11 protein-coding genes are annotated in these 14,796 nt (G+C 67.6%); 3 read left to right on the top strand and 8 right to left on the bottom strand.

Annotated elements, in window-relative coordinates:
- Positions 1-14 precede the first annotated feature (14 nt).
- Positions 15-1,388 carry an aspartate aminotransferase family protein gene (locus ABIB26_RS01610; protein ID WP_354238946.1) on the top strand — a complete coding sequence of 458 codons (1,374 nt, stop codon included), beginning with the start codon at positions 15-17 and terminating at the stop codon, positions 1,386-1,388.
- Positions 1,389-1,616: 228 nt separating this feature from the next.
- Here the strand turns inward: ABIB26_RS01610 and ABIB26_RS01605 are convergent, their stop codons facing one another.
- The 8 genes from ABIB26_RS01605 to ABIB26_RS01570 form a co-directional block, all read right to left on the bottom strand.
- Positions 1,617-3,605 carry a penicillin-binding transpeptidase domain-containing protein gene (locus tag ABIB26_RS01605; protein ID WP_354238944.1) on the bottom strand — a complete coding sequence of 663 codons (1,989 nt, stop codon included), beginning with the start codon at positions 3,603-3,605 and terminating at the stop codon, positions 1,617-1,619.
- A gap of 98 nt (positions 3,606-3,703) precedes the next feature.
- A complete protein-coding gene (locus ABIB26_RS01600; RefSeq protein WP_354238942.1) occupies positions 3,704-4,360 on the bottom strand; it encodes a response regulator in 657 nt (218 codons plus the stop codon).
- A complete protein-coding gene (locus tag ABIB26_RS01595) occupies positions 4,357-5,703 on the bottom strand; it encodes a sensor histidine kinase (protein ID WP_354238940.1) in 1,347 nt (448 codons plus the stop codon). The genes ABIB26_RS01600 and ABIB26_RS01595 overlap by 4 nt, the downstream gene beginning before the upstream one ends.
- Before the next feature lie 122 nt (positions 5,704-5,825).
- Positions 5,826-7,265 carry a phytoene desaturase family protein gene (locus ABIB26_RS01590; RefSeq protein ID WP_354238938.1) on the bottom strand — a complete coding sequence of 480 codons (1,440 nt, stop codon included), beginning with the start codon at positions 7,263-7,265 and terminating at the stop codon, positions 5,826-5,828.
- A complete protein-coding gene (locus ABIB26_RS01585; protein WP_354238936.1) occupies positions 7,258-8,727 on the bottom strand; it encodes a glycosyltransferase family 87 protein in 1,470 nt (489 codons plus the stop codon). Before ABIB26_RS01585 ends, ABIB26_RS01590 begins: the two co-directional genes overlap by 8 nt.
- Before the next feature lie 241 nt (positions 8,728-8,968).
- Positions 8,969-9,205 (bottom strand): hypothetical protein, encoded by a 237-nt coding sequence (locus tag ABIB26_RS01580; RefSeq protein ID WP_354238934.1) that lies wholly within the window; start codon positions 9,203-9,205, stop codon positions 8,969-8,971.
- A 586-nt stretch (positions 9,206-9,791) separates the two neighbouring features.
- The gene (locus tag ABIB26_RS01575) at positions 9,792-10,376 is read right to left on the bottom strand and encodes a histidine phosphatase family protein (RefSeq protein ID WP_354238932.1); all 585 of its coding nucleotides are present in this window, start codon (positions 10,374-10,376) and stop codon (positions 9,792-9,794) included.
- On the bottom strand, positions 10,377-11,873 hold the full coding sequence (locus ABIB26_RS01570; protein WP_354238930.1) for a CCA tRNA nucleotidyltransferase: 1,497 nt from the start codon (positions 11,871-11,873) through the stop codon (positions 10,377-10,379).
- A gap of 196 nt (positions 11,874-12,069) precedes the next feature.
- Between ABIB26_RS01570 and ABIB26_RS01565 the strand changes: the two genes are divergently transcribed.
- Both ABIB26_RS01565 and murJ read left to right on the top strand, forming a co-directional pair.
- Complete coding sequence (locus ABIB26_RS01565) at positions 12,070-12,618, top strand: NUDIX hydrolase (protein ID WP_502913599.1); 549 nt, start codon at positions 12,070-12,072, stop codon at positions 12,616-12,618.
- A 68-nt stretch (positions 12,619-12,686) separates the two neighbouring features.
- Positions 12,687-14,768 carry a murein biosynthesis integral membrane protein MurJ gene (gene murJ, locus ABIB26_RS01560; RefSeq protein ID WP_502913604.1) on the top strand — a complete coding sequence of 694 codons (2,082 nt, stop codon included), beginning with the start codon at positions 12,687-12,689 and terminating at the stop codon, positions 14,766-14,768.
- Positions 14,769-14,796: the final 28 nt, after the last annotated feature.

The following is a 14,796-nucleotide window of genomic DNA, read 5'->3' as shown; positions in this document are numbered from 1 at the left end:
GAAAGGCACCCGACATGACTTCCACCCTTGACAACGAGGCACTGCCGCAGCAGGAGGCCTCCGACGGCGCCCGCCGCGCCTACGAACTGGACCGCAAGCACGTCTTCCACTCCTGGTCCGCCCAGGACCTCCTGGACCCCATGGTCATCACCGCGGCCGAGGGATCGCACGTCTGGGACGGAGACGGCAACAAGTACCTCGACTTCTCCTCCCAGCTGGTCAACACGAACATCGGCCACCAGCACCCCTCCGTCGTTTCCGCCATCGCAGCCCAGGCCACCAGGCTCTGCACCATCGCGCCGAGCTACGTCAACGACGCCCGTTCGGAGGCCGCGCGCCTGATTGCCGAACGGACACCGGGTGAACTGGACAAGATCTTCTTCACCAACGGGGGCGCCGACGCCAATGAGCATGCCGTACGGATGGCGCGGCTGCACACCGGCCGGCACAAGGTCCTCTCGGCCTACCGCTCCTACCATGGCGGGACGCAGCTCGCCGTCAACCTCACGGGCGACCCGCGCCGCTGGGCCAGCGACAACGGCAGCGCCGGAGCCGTCCGCTTCTTCCCGCCGTACCTGTACCGCACGGCCTTCCACTCCACGACGCAGGAGGAGGAAAGCCAGCGGGCGCTCGAGCACCTGGAGCAGCTGATCAGTTTCGAGGGCCCGTCCACCATCGCGGCACTGATCCTGGAATCGATTCCCGGGACGGCCGGGATCTACATGCCCCCGCCGGGCTACCTGCAGGGCGTCCGTGAACTGTGCACCCGGCACGGCATCGTCCTCATCGCCGACGAGGTGATGGCGGGCTTCGGCCGGACCGGAAAGTGGTTTGCCGTCGAGCACTTCGGCATCGTCCCGGACCTGCTGACCTTCGCCAAGGGCGTGAATTCCGGGTACGTGCCGCTGGGAGGCGTTGCCATCAGCCCCGAGATCGCGGCAACCTTCGGAAAGCGGGTCTACCCGGGCGGCCTGACGTACTCCGGCCATCCGCTCGCGACGGCAGCCGCGGTCGCCACCATCAACGCCATGGCGGACGAGCAGATCGTGGAACACGCAGCGTTCCTCGGCGAGAGCGTGATCGGCCCGGCCCTCGCCGGCTTTGCCGAAAACCACCGCTCGGTCGGCGAAGTGCGCGGCACCGGTGTCTTCTGGGCCATCGAGCTGGTCAAGGACCGCGCGACGCGCGAGCCGTTGGCTCCCTACGGCAGCTCGAGTCCGGAAATGAACCAGCTCGTGGCGGCCTGCAAGTCCCGCGGCCTGCTGCCGTTCGCCAACTTCAACCGCATCCATGTGGTCCCGCCCTGCAACACCAGCGTGCAGGACACCAAGTCCGGCCTCGCCATTCTCGACGAAGTCCTGGAAATCGCGGACGGCTTCGCCGCCTGAGACCCTCCCTCACCTTCCGCACCAATCAAACGGATCCTCCCTCACATCACGTGAGGGAGGATCCGGCGGTTCTGCCCCGAAGGTGAGGGAGGATCCGCCGTTTCTGCCCCGAACGTGAGGGAGGATCCGCCGTTTCTGCCCCGAACGTGAGGGAGGATCCGCCGTTTCTGCCCCGAACGTGAGGGAGGATCCGGCGGTTCTGCCCCGAAGGTGAGGGAGGGTCCGTGATCAGCCCGCGGCGGTGAGGAACTCCTTCAGCAGCGGACCCGAGGTGGTGGCGCCGAGGCCGCCGTCCTCGACGAACACGGCAACAGCGAGGTCGCCGTGCACTGCCACGATCCAGGCGTGCGTCTTGGGCGGGTCGTCCTTGCCGAATTCGGCCGTCCCGGTCTTGGCGCCGACCGGCGCGCCGGGCACGGAGGCCAGGAAGCCGGCATGGCCGGACGTCACGACGGCGCGCATCATGTCCGCGAGCGGGGCCGCCTCTGCTGCCGTCACCGGCGTGCCGGAGGTCGCCGCCGGCGGCGGGGCCGGCAGCGTCGGCGTGGCAGTTTCCGCCGTCGGGGACGCCGACGCCGCAGCTGCCGGGTCGGCGGTGCCGGCATTCGGATTCAAGACGAGCTCCGGTGAGACGGGGGCGCCCTTGGCGACCGAGCCGGCCATTACGGCGGCGGAGAGCGGGGACAGCAGCACCTTGCCCTGGCCGATCATCGAGGCGGCATGCTCGGTGCCTTCCGCCTCGCCGGGGACGGAGCCCAGGAACGCCGCGGCCCCCAGCGCAGGGGCTTCGACGGCGACACCCAGTGATGTGGCGGCGCCTTCCAGCTGGGCCTGGCTCACGCCCTCCCGCGCGTTGATGAAGGCGGTGTTGCAGGAGTGGGCGAAGGCGTCCCGGAGGGATATCGAGCCCAGCGAGGCAGCGGGGTAGCCCTCGGCGTTCTTGAAGGTCCGTCCGTCCACGGTGAGGGTCGCCGGGCATTCGACCTTCGAGTCCGGCGTCATGCCGTTGCGGATCATGGCCAGCGAGTCCACGATTTTGAAGATCGAGCCGGGGGCGTACTGGCCCAGCATGGCGGTGTCGTAGCCGTTGCTGCCGGGACCGGAGGCGGCCGCGAGGACGGCTCCGGTGGACGGGCGCAGTGCCACGATCGCCGATGCCGGCCCCACCTTGGCCAGGACGTCCTCGGCAAGCTGCTGAAGGTTCACATCCAGGGTGGTCTGCAACGGCGTTCCCGGTTTTCCCTGGACCTGGAACAGGATCCGGCGCGGATCGGGGGACGCCGCTTTGAGTTCTTCGGCGGTGAGCCCTGCTTTCTGGGCCCGGATCACGGTCGAATCCGTGCCCCGCAACTGGGCATCGTACTGCTGCTGGAGGCCGCCCGAACCGATGGTGTCTCCGGGTTTCAGCGCTCCATCGGATTTTTCGATCTGCTCCGCGCTGGCAGCGGCGGCGGTGCCCAGCAGGGCACGCGCAAACGTGCGGGTGGGTGCCAGCGGCAGCGAGTCCGGGATGGCCCGGCCGCCGGGAATCGCGGCAATCTGCTCATCGGTGATGGTGCGGCCGTCCGAGCGCAGGGTGATGGCGGCAACGAACGCCTGGGGTCCGGACGCCTCCACCTGCTGCGCATAAGCGGCCGGGTCCACCCCCACGAGCTGGGCCATCCTGGTGGCCGCATCCGCGGCGTCGGCCGCGCCGAGCAGCGGCTTGTCGATGCCGACGTTCACCACCGGCCGGTAGCTCACCAGGGGGACGTCCCCGGCGCCGAGGATGGCAGCACGCTGCGGCGATTCCGCCGACATGCTGAGGATTTCTCCCTCAGCCAGTTCAGGCAGCAGGGTTGCCGGATTCCACACCGTGAGCCACTTGTCGCCGGACTTCTTGAACTGGGCGAAGGTGGTGTACTTCCACTCTTCGGCGCCGATTTTCCAGCTGTAGTTGAGCGGGACAGTGGCCGTGCCGGAGTCGAGGGTCAGCTCGCCTGACTGCACAGCCGGTTTGGCCGGCTCCAGCGCCTTGAACACCGCGTTTAGTTGCTCATTGGCTGCGCCGGATTCCTTGCCTTCGAACGGGACGGAGCCGACGTCGAGCGCGGCAACGGCGGACGCCAGCTGTTTCGCGGCATCCTGCGCGCCGGCCCGGCCGTCGTCGCAGCCCACCAGGGAGGCGCCAAGGATGAGACCGATAAGGACAAGTGAAAGTTTAGGTAAGTTCCCCACCGCGCCATTATGCCCCGAGCCCCGGACAATTCCCCTGTCACACGGCGTTTGCCGGGGTTATTGCGCTGTCCAGGGTCCCGCTGTCCCACTGAACAGGGTCAGAAGCGCCTGATGATCCTGCGCTGGGTGGCCACCGCGATCGCGGCGGTGCGGTTGTCCACGCCGAGCTTGCCGTAGATGTGCACCAGGTGCGTCTTGACCGTCGCCTCAGAAATGAACAGCTGCTTGGCGATGCCCCGGTTGCCTAGGCCGGTGGCGAGCAGTTCGAGGAGCTGGATTTCGCGGCCGGACAGGGCCGGTGCCGGGTTCCGGATCCGGCCCATCAGCCGGGCTGCGACCTCGGGGGCCAGCGCCGTCTGCCCGGCTGCCGCCGAGAGCACGGACTGGCGGATCTGCTCCGGCGGCGCGTCCTTGAGCATGTACCCGCTGGCGCCGGCCTCGACTGCCGCGAGGATGTCGGCGTCGGAGTCATAGGTGGTGAGGATGAGCACCGGCGGCGCCGGCTGCCCCGCCTCGCCCGCCTTGATCCTGCCGGTCGCCGTGACGCCGTCCATCCCCGCGCCCATCTGCAGGTCCATGAGCACGACGTCGACTGGCTCACCCAGGGCGTTGAGCCGGGCCAGCGCGGCCAGCGCGGCACCGCCGTCGGAAGCTTCGGCGGCGACCGTGATGCCGTCGAAATCGCCCAGCATGGCTCTCAGCCCGGCCCGGACCACCGGGTGGTCGTCAACGAGCAGCACCCGGATGTCGTTCACGGTTGGTCCTTGCCGGGTTGTTCCTTGTCAGGTTGCTCCCGGGCCGCGTTCGCGCCGGTTGCGTTGGCGGCGGCTGCGAGGGGGAGCCTGATGGCCACCACGGTCCCTTCGCCCGGTGTGGACTCGATGTCCAGGCCGCCGGACAGCGCGGCCACCCGTTCGCGCAGGGATCTCAGCCCGTAGCCGGAGCCGTCAGGGCGCCCGGCCGGGTCGCCCGGAGCGGCGGGATCGAAGCCGACGCCGTCGTCGTAGATGTCCATCGCGACTTCGCTGCCCAGGAAGGACAGGGTCACGACGGCGGTGCTCGCCTTCGCATGGACCCACACGTTCGCGAGACTGGCCTGCGCAGCGCGGAGCAGGGTGGTCTGGTACGGGTTGGGGAGTTGCACGGGAGTCCCTTCCAGGTCGAAGCGGCAGCGGATCCCGGTTCCGCGGGCGGCGGCCTCGGTTTCGGTTTTTTCGCAGAGCCGGCGCAGGCTGTTCACGAGCGAGTTTTCCGCCAGGGCGGGGGACTGCAGCCCCCGGACGAAGTTGCGGGCCTCGGCCAGGTTGGCCGAGGCGGTCTCCTGGATGATGCGGAGCCGGTCCCGGGCGGTGGCTGGGTCGCCGTTCCCGATGGCTTTCTCGGCCGAGCGGCCCATCAGCAGGATGCTGGAGAATCCCTGGGCGAGCGTGTCGTGGATTTCGCGGGCCAGCCGGGAACGCTCGGCGAGGGTTCCGGCGTCGTGCTGGCTCCGGGCGAGTTCGGCGCGGGTACGGCGCAGCTCTTCGGCGGCGAGCCGCTGGTTTTCGGCCTCCAGGTACAGCGCCCGGTAGGCGAGTCCGGTGACCACGGCAAACGCCGCTCCGAACCCCGGTCCCAGCACCATCGGCAGCTGGAGTGCGTTCCCGTCCGGTCCCCGGTTGTGGAACCACAGCGCAGCGACCAGCAGGCCCGTGCTGAGGGCGATGGCCGGCAGCGCGAGCCGCCGCGGCAGAATGTGCAGCTGCAGGAAAAACAGGGGGAACGCCAGCCAGACAAAGTCGGCGCTGGCCCAGATCAGAAGCAGCCACAGGAGGGACACGGCACCCAGCCACCACACGGCATACGGCTTCGGATCGAAGCGGGACGGCTCGGTGGAGTGGCGTTTCTCCAGCACCGTCCCGAGCAGGTAGACGGCGGCGAGGACCAGAGCGAGGCCCAGTGTGAGCCGGCCCGGCCCCTGCAGACCCGCGGCCAGCAGCCGGACCAGCGCCACGAGGAGCAGCACGGCGAAGCCGACGTGGAGGCTAACCCGCAGGATCCGCAGAATCACGGCGGCCCCGGTGGACTCCGCATCCGCGCCCGTAAGTTTGCCGTCCATAGATTCAGCGTAGTGCCGAGCCGTACCGATTCCGGCTGGAACCGGGGCCGGGCAGCCAGGATCAACCTTTTGGTTGATCGAAGTGCAGTCGCTGATCCCCCGACCGTCCTGACGCGTGGCGGCTAGGGGCGGAGCCCGGGGACGGGCAGGCCGAATATGTCTTTCAGAGCATATTTTGCGGCGTGGAACCCCGGCATGCCGGTCACTCCGGGGCCCGGAGGGGTCGAGGAGGAACAGAGGTACACCCCGCGGAGCGGGGTCCGCCACGGCACGGGGCCCAGCACGGGACGCCGGACCAGGCCCCGGAGGTCCATCAGGCCGGCGCTGATGTCGCCGCCGACGTAGTTCTCGTTGTACGCCGCCAGCCCGGCCGCAGTCGTCACCCGGTATTGCACCACCACGTCCCTGAATCCCGGGGCGAAGCGCTCCAGTTGGGCAATCACGGCCTCGCCCATGTCCACGGTGGAGCCGGCGGGAACGTGGCAGTAGCTCCACAGGACGTGCCGGCCCTCTGGGGCGCGTCCCGCGTCGAAGCGTGACGGCTGGGAGACCAGTACGTAGGGCCGCTCGGGATGCCGTCCCGCCGCGACGAGGTTCTCCGCCTCGGTCATCTGGGCCCGAGTGCCGCCCACATGCACGGTACCGGCGTCGGCGAGCGCCGGGGCGGCCCAGGGCACCGGGCCGGAGAGGATGAAGTCGACCTTGCACGCACCGTTCCCGAACCGGAACGATTCGAGGGCGCGCCGGTACCTGTCGGGGAGCCTGCCGTCCGCCAGCCGGATCAACCCGGGAGGCGCCACGTCCAGCAGGGTGGCCAGCACCGGAGGAAGATCCGCCAGGGAGCCGATCCGCGCCTCCGTTTCCACCACTCCGCCGTGGGCCTCGAGGTCCGCCATCATGGCCTGGGCGATCGCCGCCGATCCACCAATTGGTACCGGCCAGCCGTCGGCATGCGCCAGTGCCCCCAGCATGAGTCCCGCGCCCGCCGCGGCGAGTGCGGGCAGCGGTGAGACGGTGTGGGCCGCGACCCCGGTCAAGAGGGCGGGCGCCAGCTCTTCCCGGAACCTGGCGCCCCACAGCCGGGAGCCTTGTTCCAGCGTGCGGAGGCCGAACAGTCCGGCCGCGACGGGGTCCCGCGGCACCCGCAACAGCTGGTTCAGGGTCAGGTCCGCTATGCCCTCCACACGGTCCACGAGCGGGGACATCAGGCGGCGGAATGCTGCGCCGTCCCGCCCCAGCCCGGCGGCGGTCCGTTCGAGCGAGCGGTACGCCAAGGCCGCCCGGCCGCCGTCGAGCGGTGAACCGTACGAAACCTCCGGCACCTCAAGACGGATCCGCCGGAACAGCCCGAACTGGCGGAAGAAGGGGGAAGCCATGACCATCGGGTGCACCGCCGAACAGACGTCGTGGAAGTGGCCCGGTTCCATCAGTTCGGCGGTGCGCATGCCGCCGCCCGGGGTGGGGGCCGCCTCGTAGACATGGACCTTGAGCCCGGCCCGGGCCAGCGTCACTGCGGCGGCGAGTCCGTTGGGGCCGGAGCCGACGACGGCGACGTCAGGCATCTGCCGCGGCTTTGCGCCAGGGTAGCAGGGACGCCGACGGCCGGGCCGGGTCAAGCCGCAGCCAGTCCGGGGCGTGTTCGAAGGGTCCGCCGTGCGGGTCGTCCATGTCATGGCGCCGGATGACGTCATAGCTGGGGTCCCAGATATCCCAGGCCACCCGTGCCATCAGGTACGCAGTGGCAAGCATGTGGAACACCACGGCCAGTACGTAGTAGGGCATGTCGATGTTGTGTTGGGCCACTCCGCCGCTCGTCACCTGCCCAAGGTACATCCAGATGGCGGCCCAGTGCAGGCCCTCGATGGTCTGCCAGATCAGGAAGTCCCGCCAGCGGGGCCGGGCGAGGGCCAGCAGCGGAATGAGCCACAGGACGAACTGGGGCGAGTAGACCTTGTTGGTCAGGATGAAGGCTGCCACGATCAGGAAGGCGAGCTGCGCGAGTCGGGGCCGCCGCGGTGCGGTCAGGGCCAGTGCCGCGATCAGGACGCAGGCCAGGACGAAGAGGTTCAGGGCCAGGGTGTTGATGGCGTCGGCCTGCAGGGGTATCCAGCCGAGGCGTCCGGCCACGAGGTTATAGGCAAACCATGGCGAGCTGTACCCGGCGGGCCGGTCCTGGGTGAACTGGTAGAAGTACTTCCACCCGTCCGGGTTGAGGGCGGCCACCGGCAGGTTGACGGCCAGCCAGGCCGCGGCGGCGGATCCGGCGGTGACCAGCAGCGCCCGGAAGCGGCCCGTGCGGAGGGCAAGCAGCAGAATGGCGCCGAGGATCAGTAGGGGGTAGAGCTTGGTTGCCGTGCCGAGGCCAATGAAGATCCCCGCGAGCACCGGCTGGTTCCGCGCGAAGAAGTACATGCCCAAGGCCAGCAGCGCCACCGCCCACATGTCCCAGTTGATGGTTCCGGCCAGGACAATGCCGGGGGCGACGGCCACCATGGCGGCGTCCCAGGGGCGGCGCCGGGTCATCCAGGCCGTGGCCAGCACCGTGACGATCCAGACGGCGGCGATCAGTGCGGCATTGACGTCGAAGTAGGCCAGAATGCGGTCGTTGCTGACGCCCTCGCCAGGCACCAGGAGTGCGGTGACGCCGGCGATCAGTCCCATCAGCACAGGGTACTCGAAGAATGTTTCCCTGGTCACGAACGGGAAAGCACCCCCGCCAAGGCCGCGGTTCCTGAATAGCTCGGGGAAGTCCGAGTAGCACGTGGCATAGAACTGCCCCGGCGTTTCCCAGCCGTTGCCGCGGCAGTAGGACTTGAGGAGAATCCCCGCCAGGGCTGCCAGCACGGTGAGCATAATGAGGACGCGTTCCACGGTAAAGAATCCGGGGGAGACCACTCCAGGTGCTGCGCGGTGGCCCATGGGGCCCCCGATCAGCTCCGTGAAGTTCCTCAGTAACGGGTCGCTGCGGCTCGGGATGACCAGTCGGACCCGTTTGCGGTGCTCCGGCGGCTTTGTCTCCTGCATGCCCTCGAGCTTACCGGGGCAGCACTCTGATCACGGTGAGCCCCCTTGCCACCGTGTACCGGCAGTCCGCGCGTCCCATCTCGTCCATCCCTGCGCTTAAAGGGGGGAGCCCACGCGTCGCCGCGTGGGCTCCCAGGGGATCAGTTCCGATGTCACACATCAGTTCCTCCTTCGGCTGGCCTGGTCCTTCGTGATCGCGGTCCGGTGTCCTTGCGGGCGACGGACCGGAAGTGCCGGGGCGTCAGCGGAGGTTGCCCATCCGGTGCATAGCGACGAATACGTCTTCACGCTTCTGGTCAAGGAGTGAGCCGTTGAACAGCGTCGTCTGCCGCGGAGCCGGCTTCCGGCTGAAGAACAGGAGTGCTTGGAGCTTCTGCCACATGGTGGTCACCTCCCTTCGGTGTCTGGTGTTGCGCTGGTTGGTGGTCTGGGGCTGTGTGCCGTGGGGACGGGCTGGGGTGGCGCCTGCAACGGTCACGGTGGACCTTTCATGGGAATTTTTGTGGAAAAGGAAAGGAATTGGGCACGCCAATTAAGGCCCCTTTAAATTGAGGAAGAAAAGGCCTCGTTGGGCATGGAAATGCCCGAAGCAATTCATTGGATTCGCAAAAGCGAAGAATGGCCCCGTGACGCGAGAGCGCCGCAGCCCCAACAAGAAGCTGGGTTCCGAACTATGGGGAGGCTGCGCAACCGCGTGGTTCCGCCTGCTCAGCCGGCTGTCAGAGGACCTCCGGGGAACGGAGGTCCGGCATCGTCTCGGCTCCGGGTCCTAGTCAAAGACACTAGGCCGGGGGCGGAGGGGTCAGGAGACAGTCAGGCCGAAATTTGGGCGCGGTTCAGCGACAGAGGCCGGGTGGCGGTGCCGAAAGACATCCATCCGCTAGTCAAAGTAATCATTTTCCCAACCTCCTTTTCTGTCCTGCCGTGGCTCCGGCTGACTGGCCGGGCGACGCGCGCCGTAACCCCGGCAAATCGCCCTGGGGTCAAAAATAAAAATACACCATGAATGCAGTAGTTGACCACTGAATTCATAAACTTTTCTGAACTTCTTTTCTAAACCGTGTTTATAGGCCCCAGCGGACCACTGCGGGTGTCTTCTTATCCCAGCCCAGTGTGCAGACTTTGGCTGTGCCCAGCACGAAGTGCCGCCCTTCGCGGGGATCGAGTCCAAGCCATCGGGCCGTCAGGATCCGGGAGAAGTGGCCGTGGGCCACGATCAGCACGTTGTCCAGGCCGGATTCGAGCACGCGGGCCACAATCTTGTCCGCGCGGGCTGCGACGTCGTCGAGGGATTCACCGTTCGGTACGCCGTCGGTCCAGATCAGGTACGCCGGGTTGTCCTTGCGGATGAGGTCAGAGCTGATGCCCTCGTAGTCGCCGTAGTCCCACTCGACGGCGAGCGGCTCCAGCTGGGCGTTCGGGTAGCCCGCCAGTTCCGCCGTCCGGCGCGCCCGCCGGAGCGGCGAGGTCAGCACCAGGTCAAAGTCGACGGCGTCGAGCACCTTGCGCGCCTCGACGGCCTGCTGTTCGCCTTCCACGGTGAGGGGAAGGTCCGTGAGGCCTGTGTACTGCCCGCTCTTGGACCACTCGGTTTCACCGTGCCGCAGGATCCACAACTGCGGACGGGGGCCGTTGGAAGGTGCAATCACTTAGGACTCCTCAGTAGTGGACAGTTCGACGACGGATCCGGTTCCGGCCTCTTCTGGAGCAGACTCCGGCTGCGCGGCCCACCACTCGCGCAGTTTGGCCTCGGCGACTTCGGCATCCAGCGGGCCGTATTCCATCCGTTCTTCGAGCAGGAACTTGTAGGCGCGGCCAACGACCGGCCCCGGCTTGAGCCCCAGCACCGCCATGATCTGTCCGCCGTCCAGGTCGGGACGGACCGCCTCAAGGGATTCCTGCTCCCGCAGGGTAGCAATCCTGGCTTCCAGGTCGTCATAAGCGAAGGATAGCCGCTCCGCCTTGCGCTGGTTGCGGGTTGTCACGTCCGAGCGGGTGAGCCGGTGCAGCCGCTCCAGGAGCGGCCCCGCGTCGGTGACGTAGCGGCGGACGGCGGAGTCGCTCCAGCCGGCGTCGCCGTAGCCATAGAACCGCATGTGCAGCTCGACGAGGCGCGCCGCCGCCTTGATCGTGTCGTTGTCGAAGCGGAGCGCCTTCATGCGTTTTGACGTCAGCTTCGAGCCGACCATGTCGTGGTGCCGGAAGCTCACCGCGCCGCCAGGCTCGAAGCGGCGGGTGGCCGGCTTGCCGACGTCGTGCATCAGGGCCGCGAACCGCAGCACAAAATCGGGGCCGGGAACGGGGCCGTCGGCACCTGTCTCCAGCGCGGCGGCCTGCTCCAGGACCTGGAGCGAATGCTGGTAGACGTCCTTGTGGCGGTGGTGCTCATCCGACTCCAGGCGGAGGGCCGAGACCTCCGGCAATACGAACTCGGCCAGCCCGGTGTCCACCAGCAGATCAATCCCGGCCCGGGGATGGGCGGCGCAAATGAGCTTGACCAGTTCCTCCCGCACGCGTTCGGCGGAGATCATGGTGATCCGTTCGGCCATCCGGGTCATGGCCGCGCGGACGTCCTCGTGGACCGCCACGCCCAGCTGGGCTGCGAACCGGGCGGCGCGCATCATGCGCAGCGGGTCGTCGGAGAACGAGGTTTCCGGGGTTCCCGGCGTGGTGAGGACCGAGGCCTGAAGATCACGGACGCCGCCGAACGGGTCCACCAGCTCCAGCGCCGGCAAACGCAGGGCCATGGCGTTGATGGTGAAGTCCCGGCGCAGCAAGTCATCGGTCAGTGAATGCCCGAAGGCCACCATCGGCTTGCGTGAATCGGGGTCGTAGGCTTCGGCGCGGTAGGTGGTGATCTCAATCTGGAAACCGGCCTTGCGCATCCCGATGGTGCCGAAGGCCCGTCCGATCTCCCAGAAGTTATCTGCCCACTTCTTGATCAATGCGACGGTCTGGTCCGGGGTGGCGTCCGTGGTGAAGTCCAGATCGGGTGAGTCGCGGCCCAGGAACAGGTCACGCACCGGCCCGCCCACGAGGGAGAGTTCGTGGCCGGCGTCGACGAACCGCTGTCCAAGCTCCAGAACCACCGGGTCCACCTGGAAATCAACAGTGTGCGTGTCAGTCTTGTGATGTGCGTGCGCCATAGTTTCTTAAGCATAGTTTCTCAAGCCCGCGGGAAAACCGCACCGGCACCACATCGAAACTGTCCCGGGGTCCCGCGCTTGGCTGCGATCCCATGTGCCATCCCATGGGCGGGGCGGCAATCCACTTTCCCGGCCGTCCACTTTCCTGTCATGTTTAGGTCATCAACAGCGGACAAGAGTCGTTAGAGTGGACTTCATGGCCCATCCCGTACCCAGCGCTCCCGGCAGGAGGACAAACGCACCGTTGCCATCGGCAATCGGTGCCAATGTCGCGCCTGTCCAGCACTCGGGACAGGCCTCCCTGCCTACCGTGGAGGAAATCTCCGCCGGTGGCGTCGTGGTGGACACGTCCGACGGCGAACTGCGGGTTGCGATCATCGCGCGCCTTAACCGGGGCGGCCGGCTGGAATGGTGCCTGCCGAAGGGCCACCCGGAAGGCCAGGAAAGCAATGAGGAAGCCGCCGTGCGGGAGATCGCGGAGGAGACCGGGATCGAGGGCAAGATCCTCGCACCGCTGGGAAGCATCGACTACTGGTTTACCGTCAGCGGGCACCGTGTCCACAAGACCGTCCACCACTACCTCTTGCAGGCCACGGGCGGGGAGCTCACGATCGAAAACGATCCGGACAAGGAAGCCGTGGACGTCGCCTGGGTTCCCATCCACGAACTGGCACGCAAGCTCTCCTTCCCGAACGAGCGCCGCATCGCGGATCTCGCCAAGGAAGTCCTCCCGGAACACCGCTGAGGACGCAGGCTGCCGGTACCGGCCGCGGATAGCGCGCAAACCCATGCCCGGGTGAGACGATGAAGATGATGTCATCAGCCAAACCCACTCCCTCGCCCTCCGGTCCCGCGGATTCCAACGCTGTCCAGTCCGGAGAAGCCCGTTCCAGCGCCATCATGGCCGCCGGAACCCTCGTTTCGCGTTTCCTGGGCTTCGCCAAGACCTGGCTGCTGGCCGCCGCCCTGGGCCTGGGCTCCACGGTCAACGACACCTTCATCAACGCCAACAACCTCCCTAACCTGATCTTCCTGCTGGTGGCAGGCGGGGTGTTCAATGCTGTCCTGGTGCCGCAGATCATTAAGGCCAGCAGGGCTCCGGACAAGGGAGCGGATTACATCAGCCGGCTGCTGACACTGGCGGTGCTGGTGCTGCTGGTGCTCACGCTAATGGTCACGCTGCTGGCGCCTTCGGTCATTCAACTGACCACCCAGGGCTACTCGCCGCAACAGAAGGCCCTCGCGGTGTCGTTCGCGTTCTGGTGCCTTCCGCAGATTTTCTTCTACGGCCTTTACGCCCTGCTGACCCAGGTCCTCAACGCCCACGGGGCCTTCGGACCCGCGATGTGGGCGCCGATCGTCAACAACATCGTGGCGATCGCCGGGCTGGGCATGTTCATCGGCATCATGGGCGCCAATGCCGTCAACCCGCACACCATCGACAACTGGGGCTCGTTCCAGACTTTCCTCGTGGCCGGGTTCTCCACGATCGGCGTCGTCACCCAGACCGCCGTCCTGCTCATACCCGTGTTCAGACTCCGGCTGGGGCTGCGCCCGCGCTTCGGCTGGCGCGGCGTCGGACTGGGCCATGCCGCGAAGCTGAGCGTCTGGACCCTGGCGACAGCCGCCGTGGGGCAGTTGGCATTCCTTTACGTCATGCGCATCGCCACGATCCCGGGCGCGGAACGGCTCCGCCTTCAACAAGCAGGGGACCCCGCGGCGGACAGCATTCCGGGCAACGCAGTGCTGGAGGTGGCCAGCCAGCTGTATCTGCTGCCACACTCCATCATTGCCCTGTCCCTGGCCACCGTGCTGTTCAACCGAATGACCCGGGCGTCACAGGACGGAGACCGGGCTGCGCTGCGCAGCGCACTTTCCCACGGGCTGCGGACCATGGCCGTGGCAACTGTCTTCGGCGCGCTGGCGCTCTTCGCGCTGGCCGGACCACTGGGCATGTTCTTCTCCGGCGAGGTGCGCCAGGACGGCGTCATGCTGGCCCAAACCCTCACCATCCTGGCCCTCAGCACCCCCTTCATGAGCGCCAACTTCATGATGTCGCGGGTGTTCTACGCCAATGAAGACGCCCGGACACCGTTCTTCATCCAGCTGGTACTGGCGTTGGTCAACCTGGCGGCCGCGTTCGTGATCCAGTTCCTTCCGTTCGATCAGATCATCTTCGCCATCGCCATCCTCTACACCGGCGGCAACATCCTCTCCGTGATCGTCAGCGCGATCTTCCTGCGCCGGCTCCTGGGCCACCTGGACGGGCCCCGCATCGCCAGTTCCTACATCCGCATGGGCTACGCGGCCCTGGGTTCCGCCCTGGCCGGGGCCGTGGCCTTGTGGCTGCTGGGCAGCTACAACCCGGACGGCTACGCCTGGAGCGACCGGATCGCCGCTCTGGTGACGATCGTCGTCGTCGGACCCGTCATGCTGGCCGTCTACCTCTTCCTGCTGAAGCTCTTCCGCGTGACCGAGCTGCGGGATCTGCTGCAGCCGCTGCTCGGCCGGCTCCGCCGGGCCCCGACCCCCGGGCCCGGTCCGGCCGCCGCGGGCGGCGACGCCGGCGAGGGCGGCGGGACTGCGGAGGGTTCCGGACCGGCGCGCACCCGGCCGGAACGCGCCACCGTGTCGGTGGACACGGGCCTGATTCCCAGGATTTCGGGTGAATTCGACGCCGCGTCCTTCCGTGCCGGGCCCGATATTCGGGAACCCGAGGAACGACGCGGCTGGCCCGCCGGACCGGAAGGCGGCTACCTGCCTGCCGAAGAGCTGCCCAGTTCAGCCGAGGGCGGCCTTGGCCGGGGCGACGTCCCGCTGCCCGGCCGACGGACGTACCAGGGCCCGGCCGGCCACAATCCGTATTTCCCATTCGGACGCAAGAAGAAAAAATAAGGTCGGGACGGTGTCACAGCGCCATGCT

Origin of the sequence: Arthrobacter sp. UYEF20, from assembly GCF_040546335.1 — a bacterium.
Classification (GTDB): domain Bacteria; phylum Actinomycetota; class Actinomycetes; order Actinomycetales; family Micrococcaceae; genus Arthrobacter.
Note: the sequence above shows the minus strand (reverse complement) of the source record. Positions and strands in the feature narration are given on the sequence as shown.

Excerpts from the sequence above, each read along its gene's own strand:
- ABIB26_RS01570 (WP_354238930.1), bottom strand. The coding sequence starts at position 11,873 with ATGGCGCACGCACATCACAAGACTGACACGCACACTGTTGATTTCCAG.
- murJ (WP_502913604.1), top strand. The coding sequence starts at position 12,687 with ATGTCATCAGCCAAACCCACTCCCTCGCCCTCCGGTCCCGCGGATTCC.
- ABIB26_RS01595 (WP_354238940.1), bottom strand. The coding sequence starts at position 5,703 with ATGGACGGCAAACTTACGGGCGCGGATGCGGAGTCCACCGGGGCCGCC.
- ABIB26_RS01590 (WP_354238938.1), bottom strand. The coding sequence starts at position 7,265 with ATGCCTGACGTCGCCGTCGTCGGCTCCGGCCCCAACGGACTCGCCGCC.
- ABIB26_RS01565 (WP_502913599.1), top strand. The coding sequence starts at position 12,070 with ATGGCCCATCCCGTACCCAGCGCTCCCGGCAGGAGGACAAACGCACCG.
- ABIB26_RS01585 (WP_354238936.1), bottom strand. The coding sequence starts at position 8,727 with ATGCAGGAGACAAAGCCGCCGGAGCACCGCAAACGGGTCCGACTGGTC.
- ABIB26_RS01610 (WP_354238946.1), top strand. The coding sequence starts at position 15 with ATGACTTCCACCCTTGACAACGAGGCACTGCCGCAGCAGGAGGCCTCC.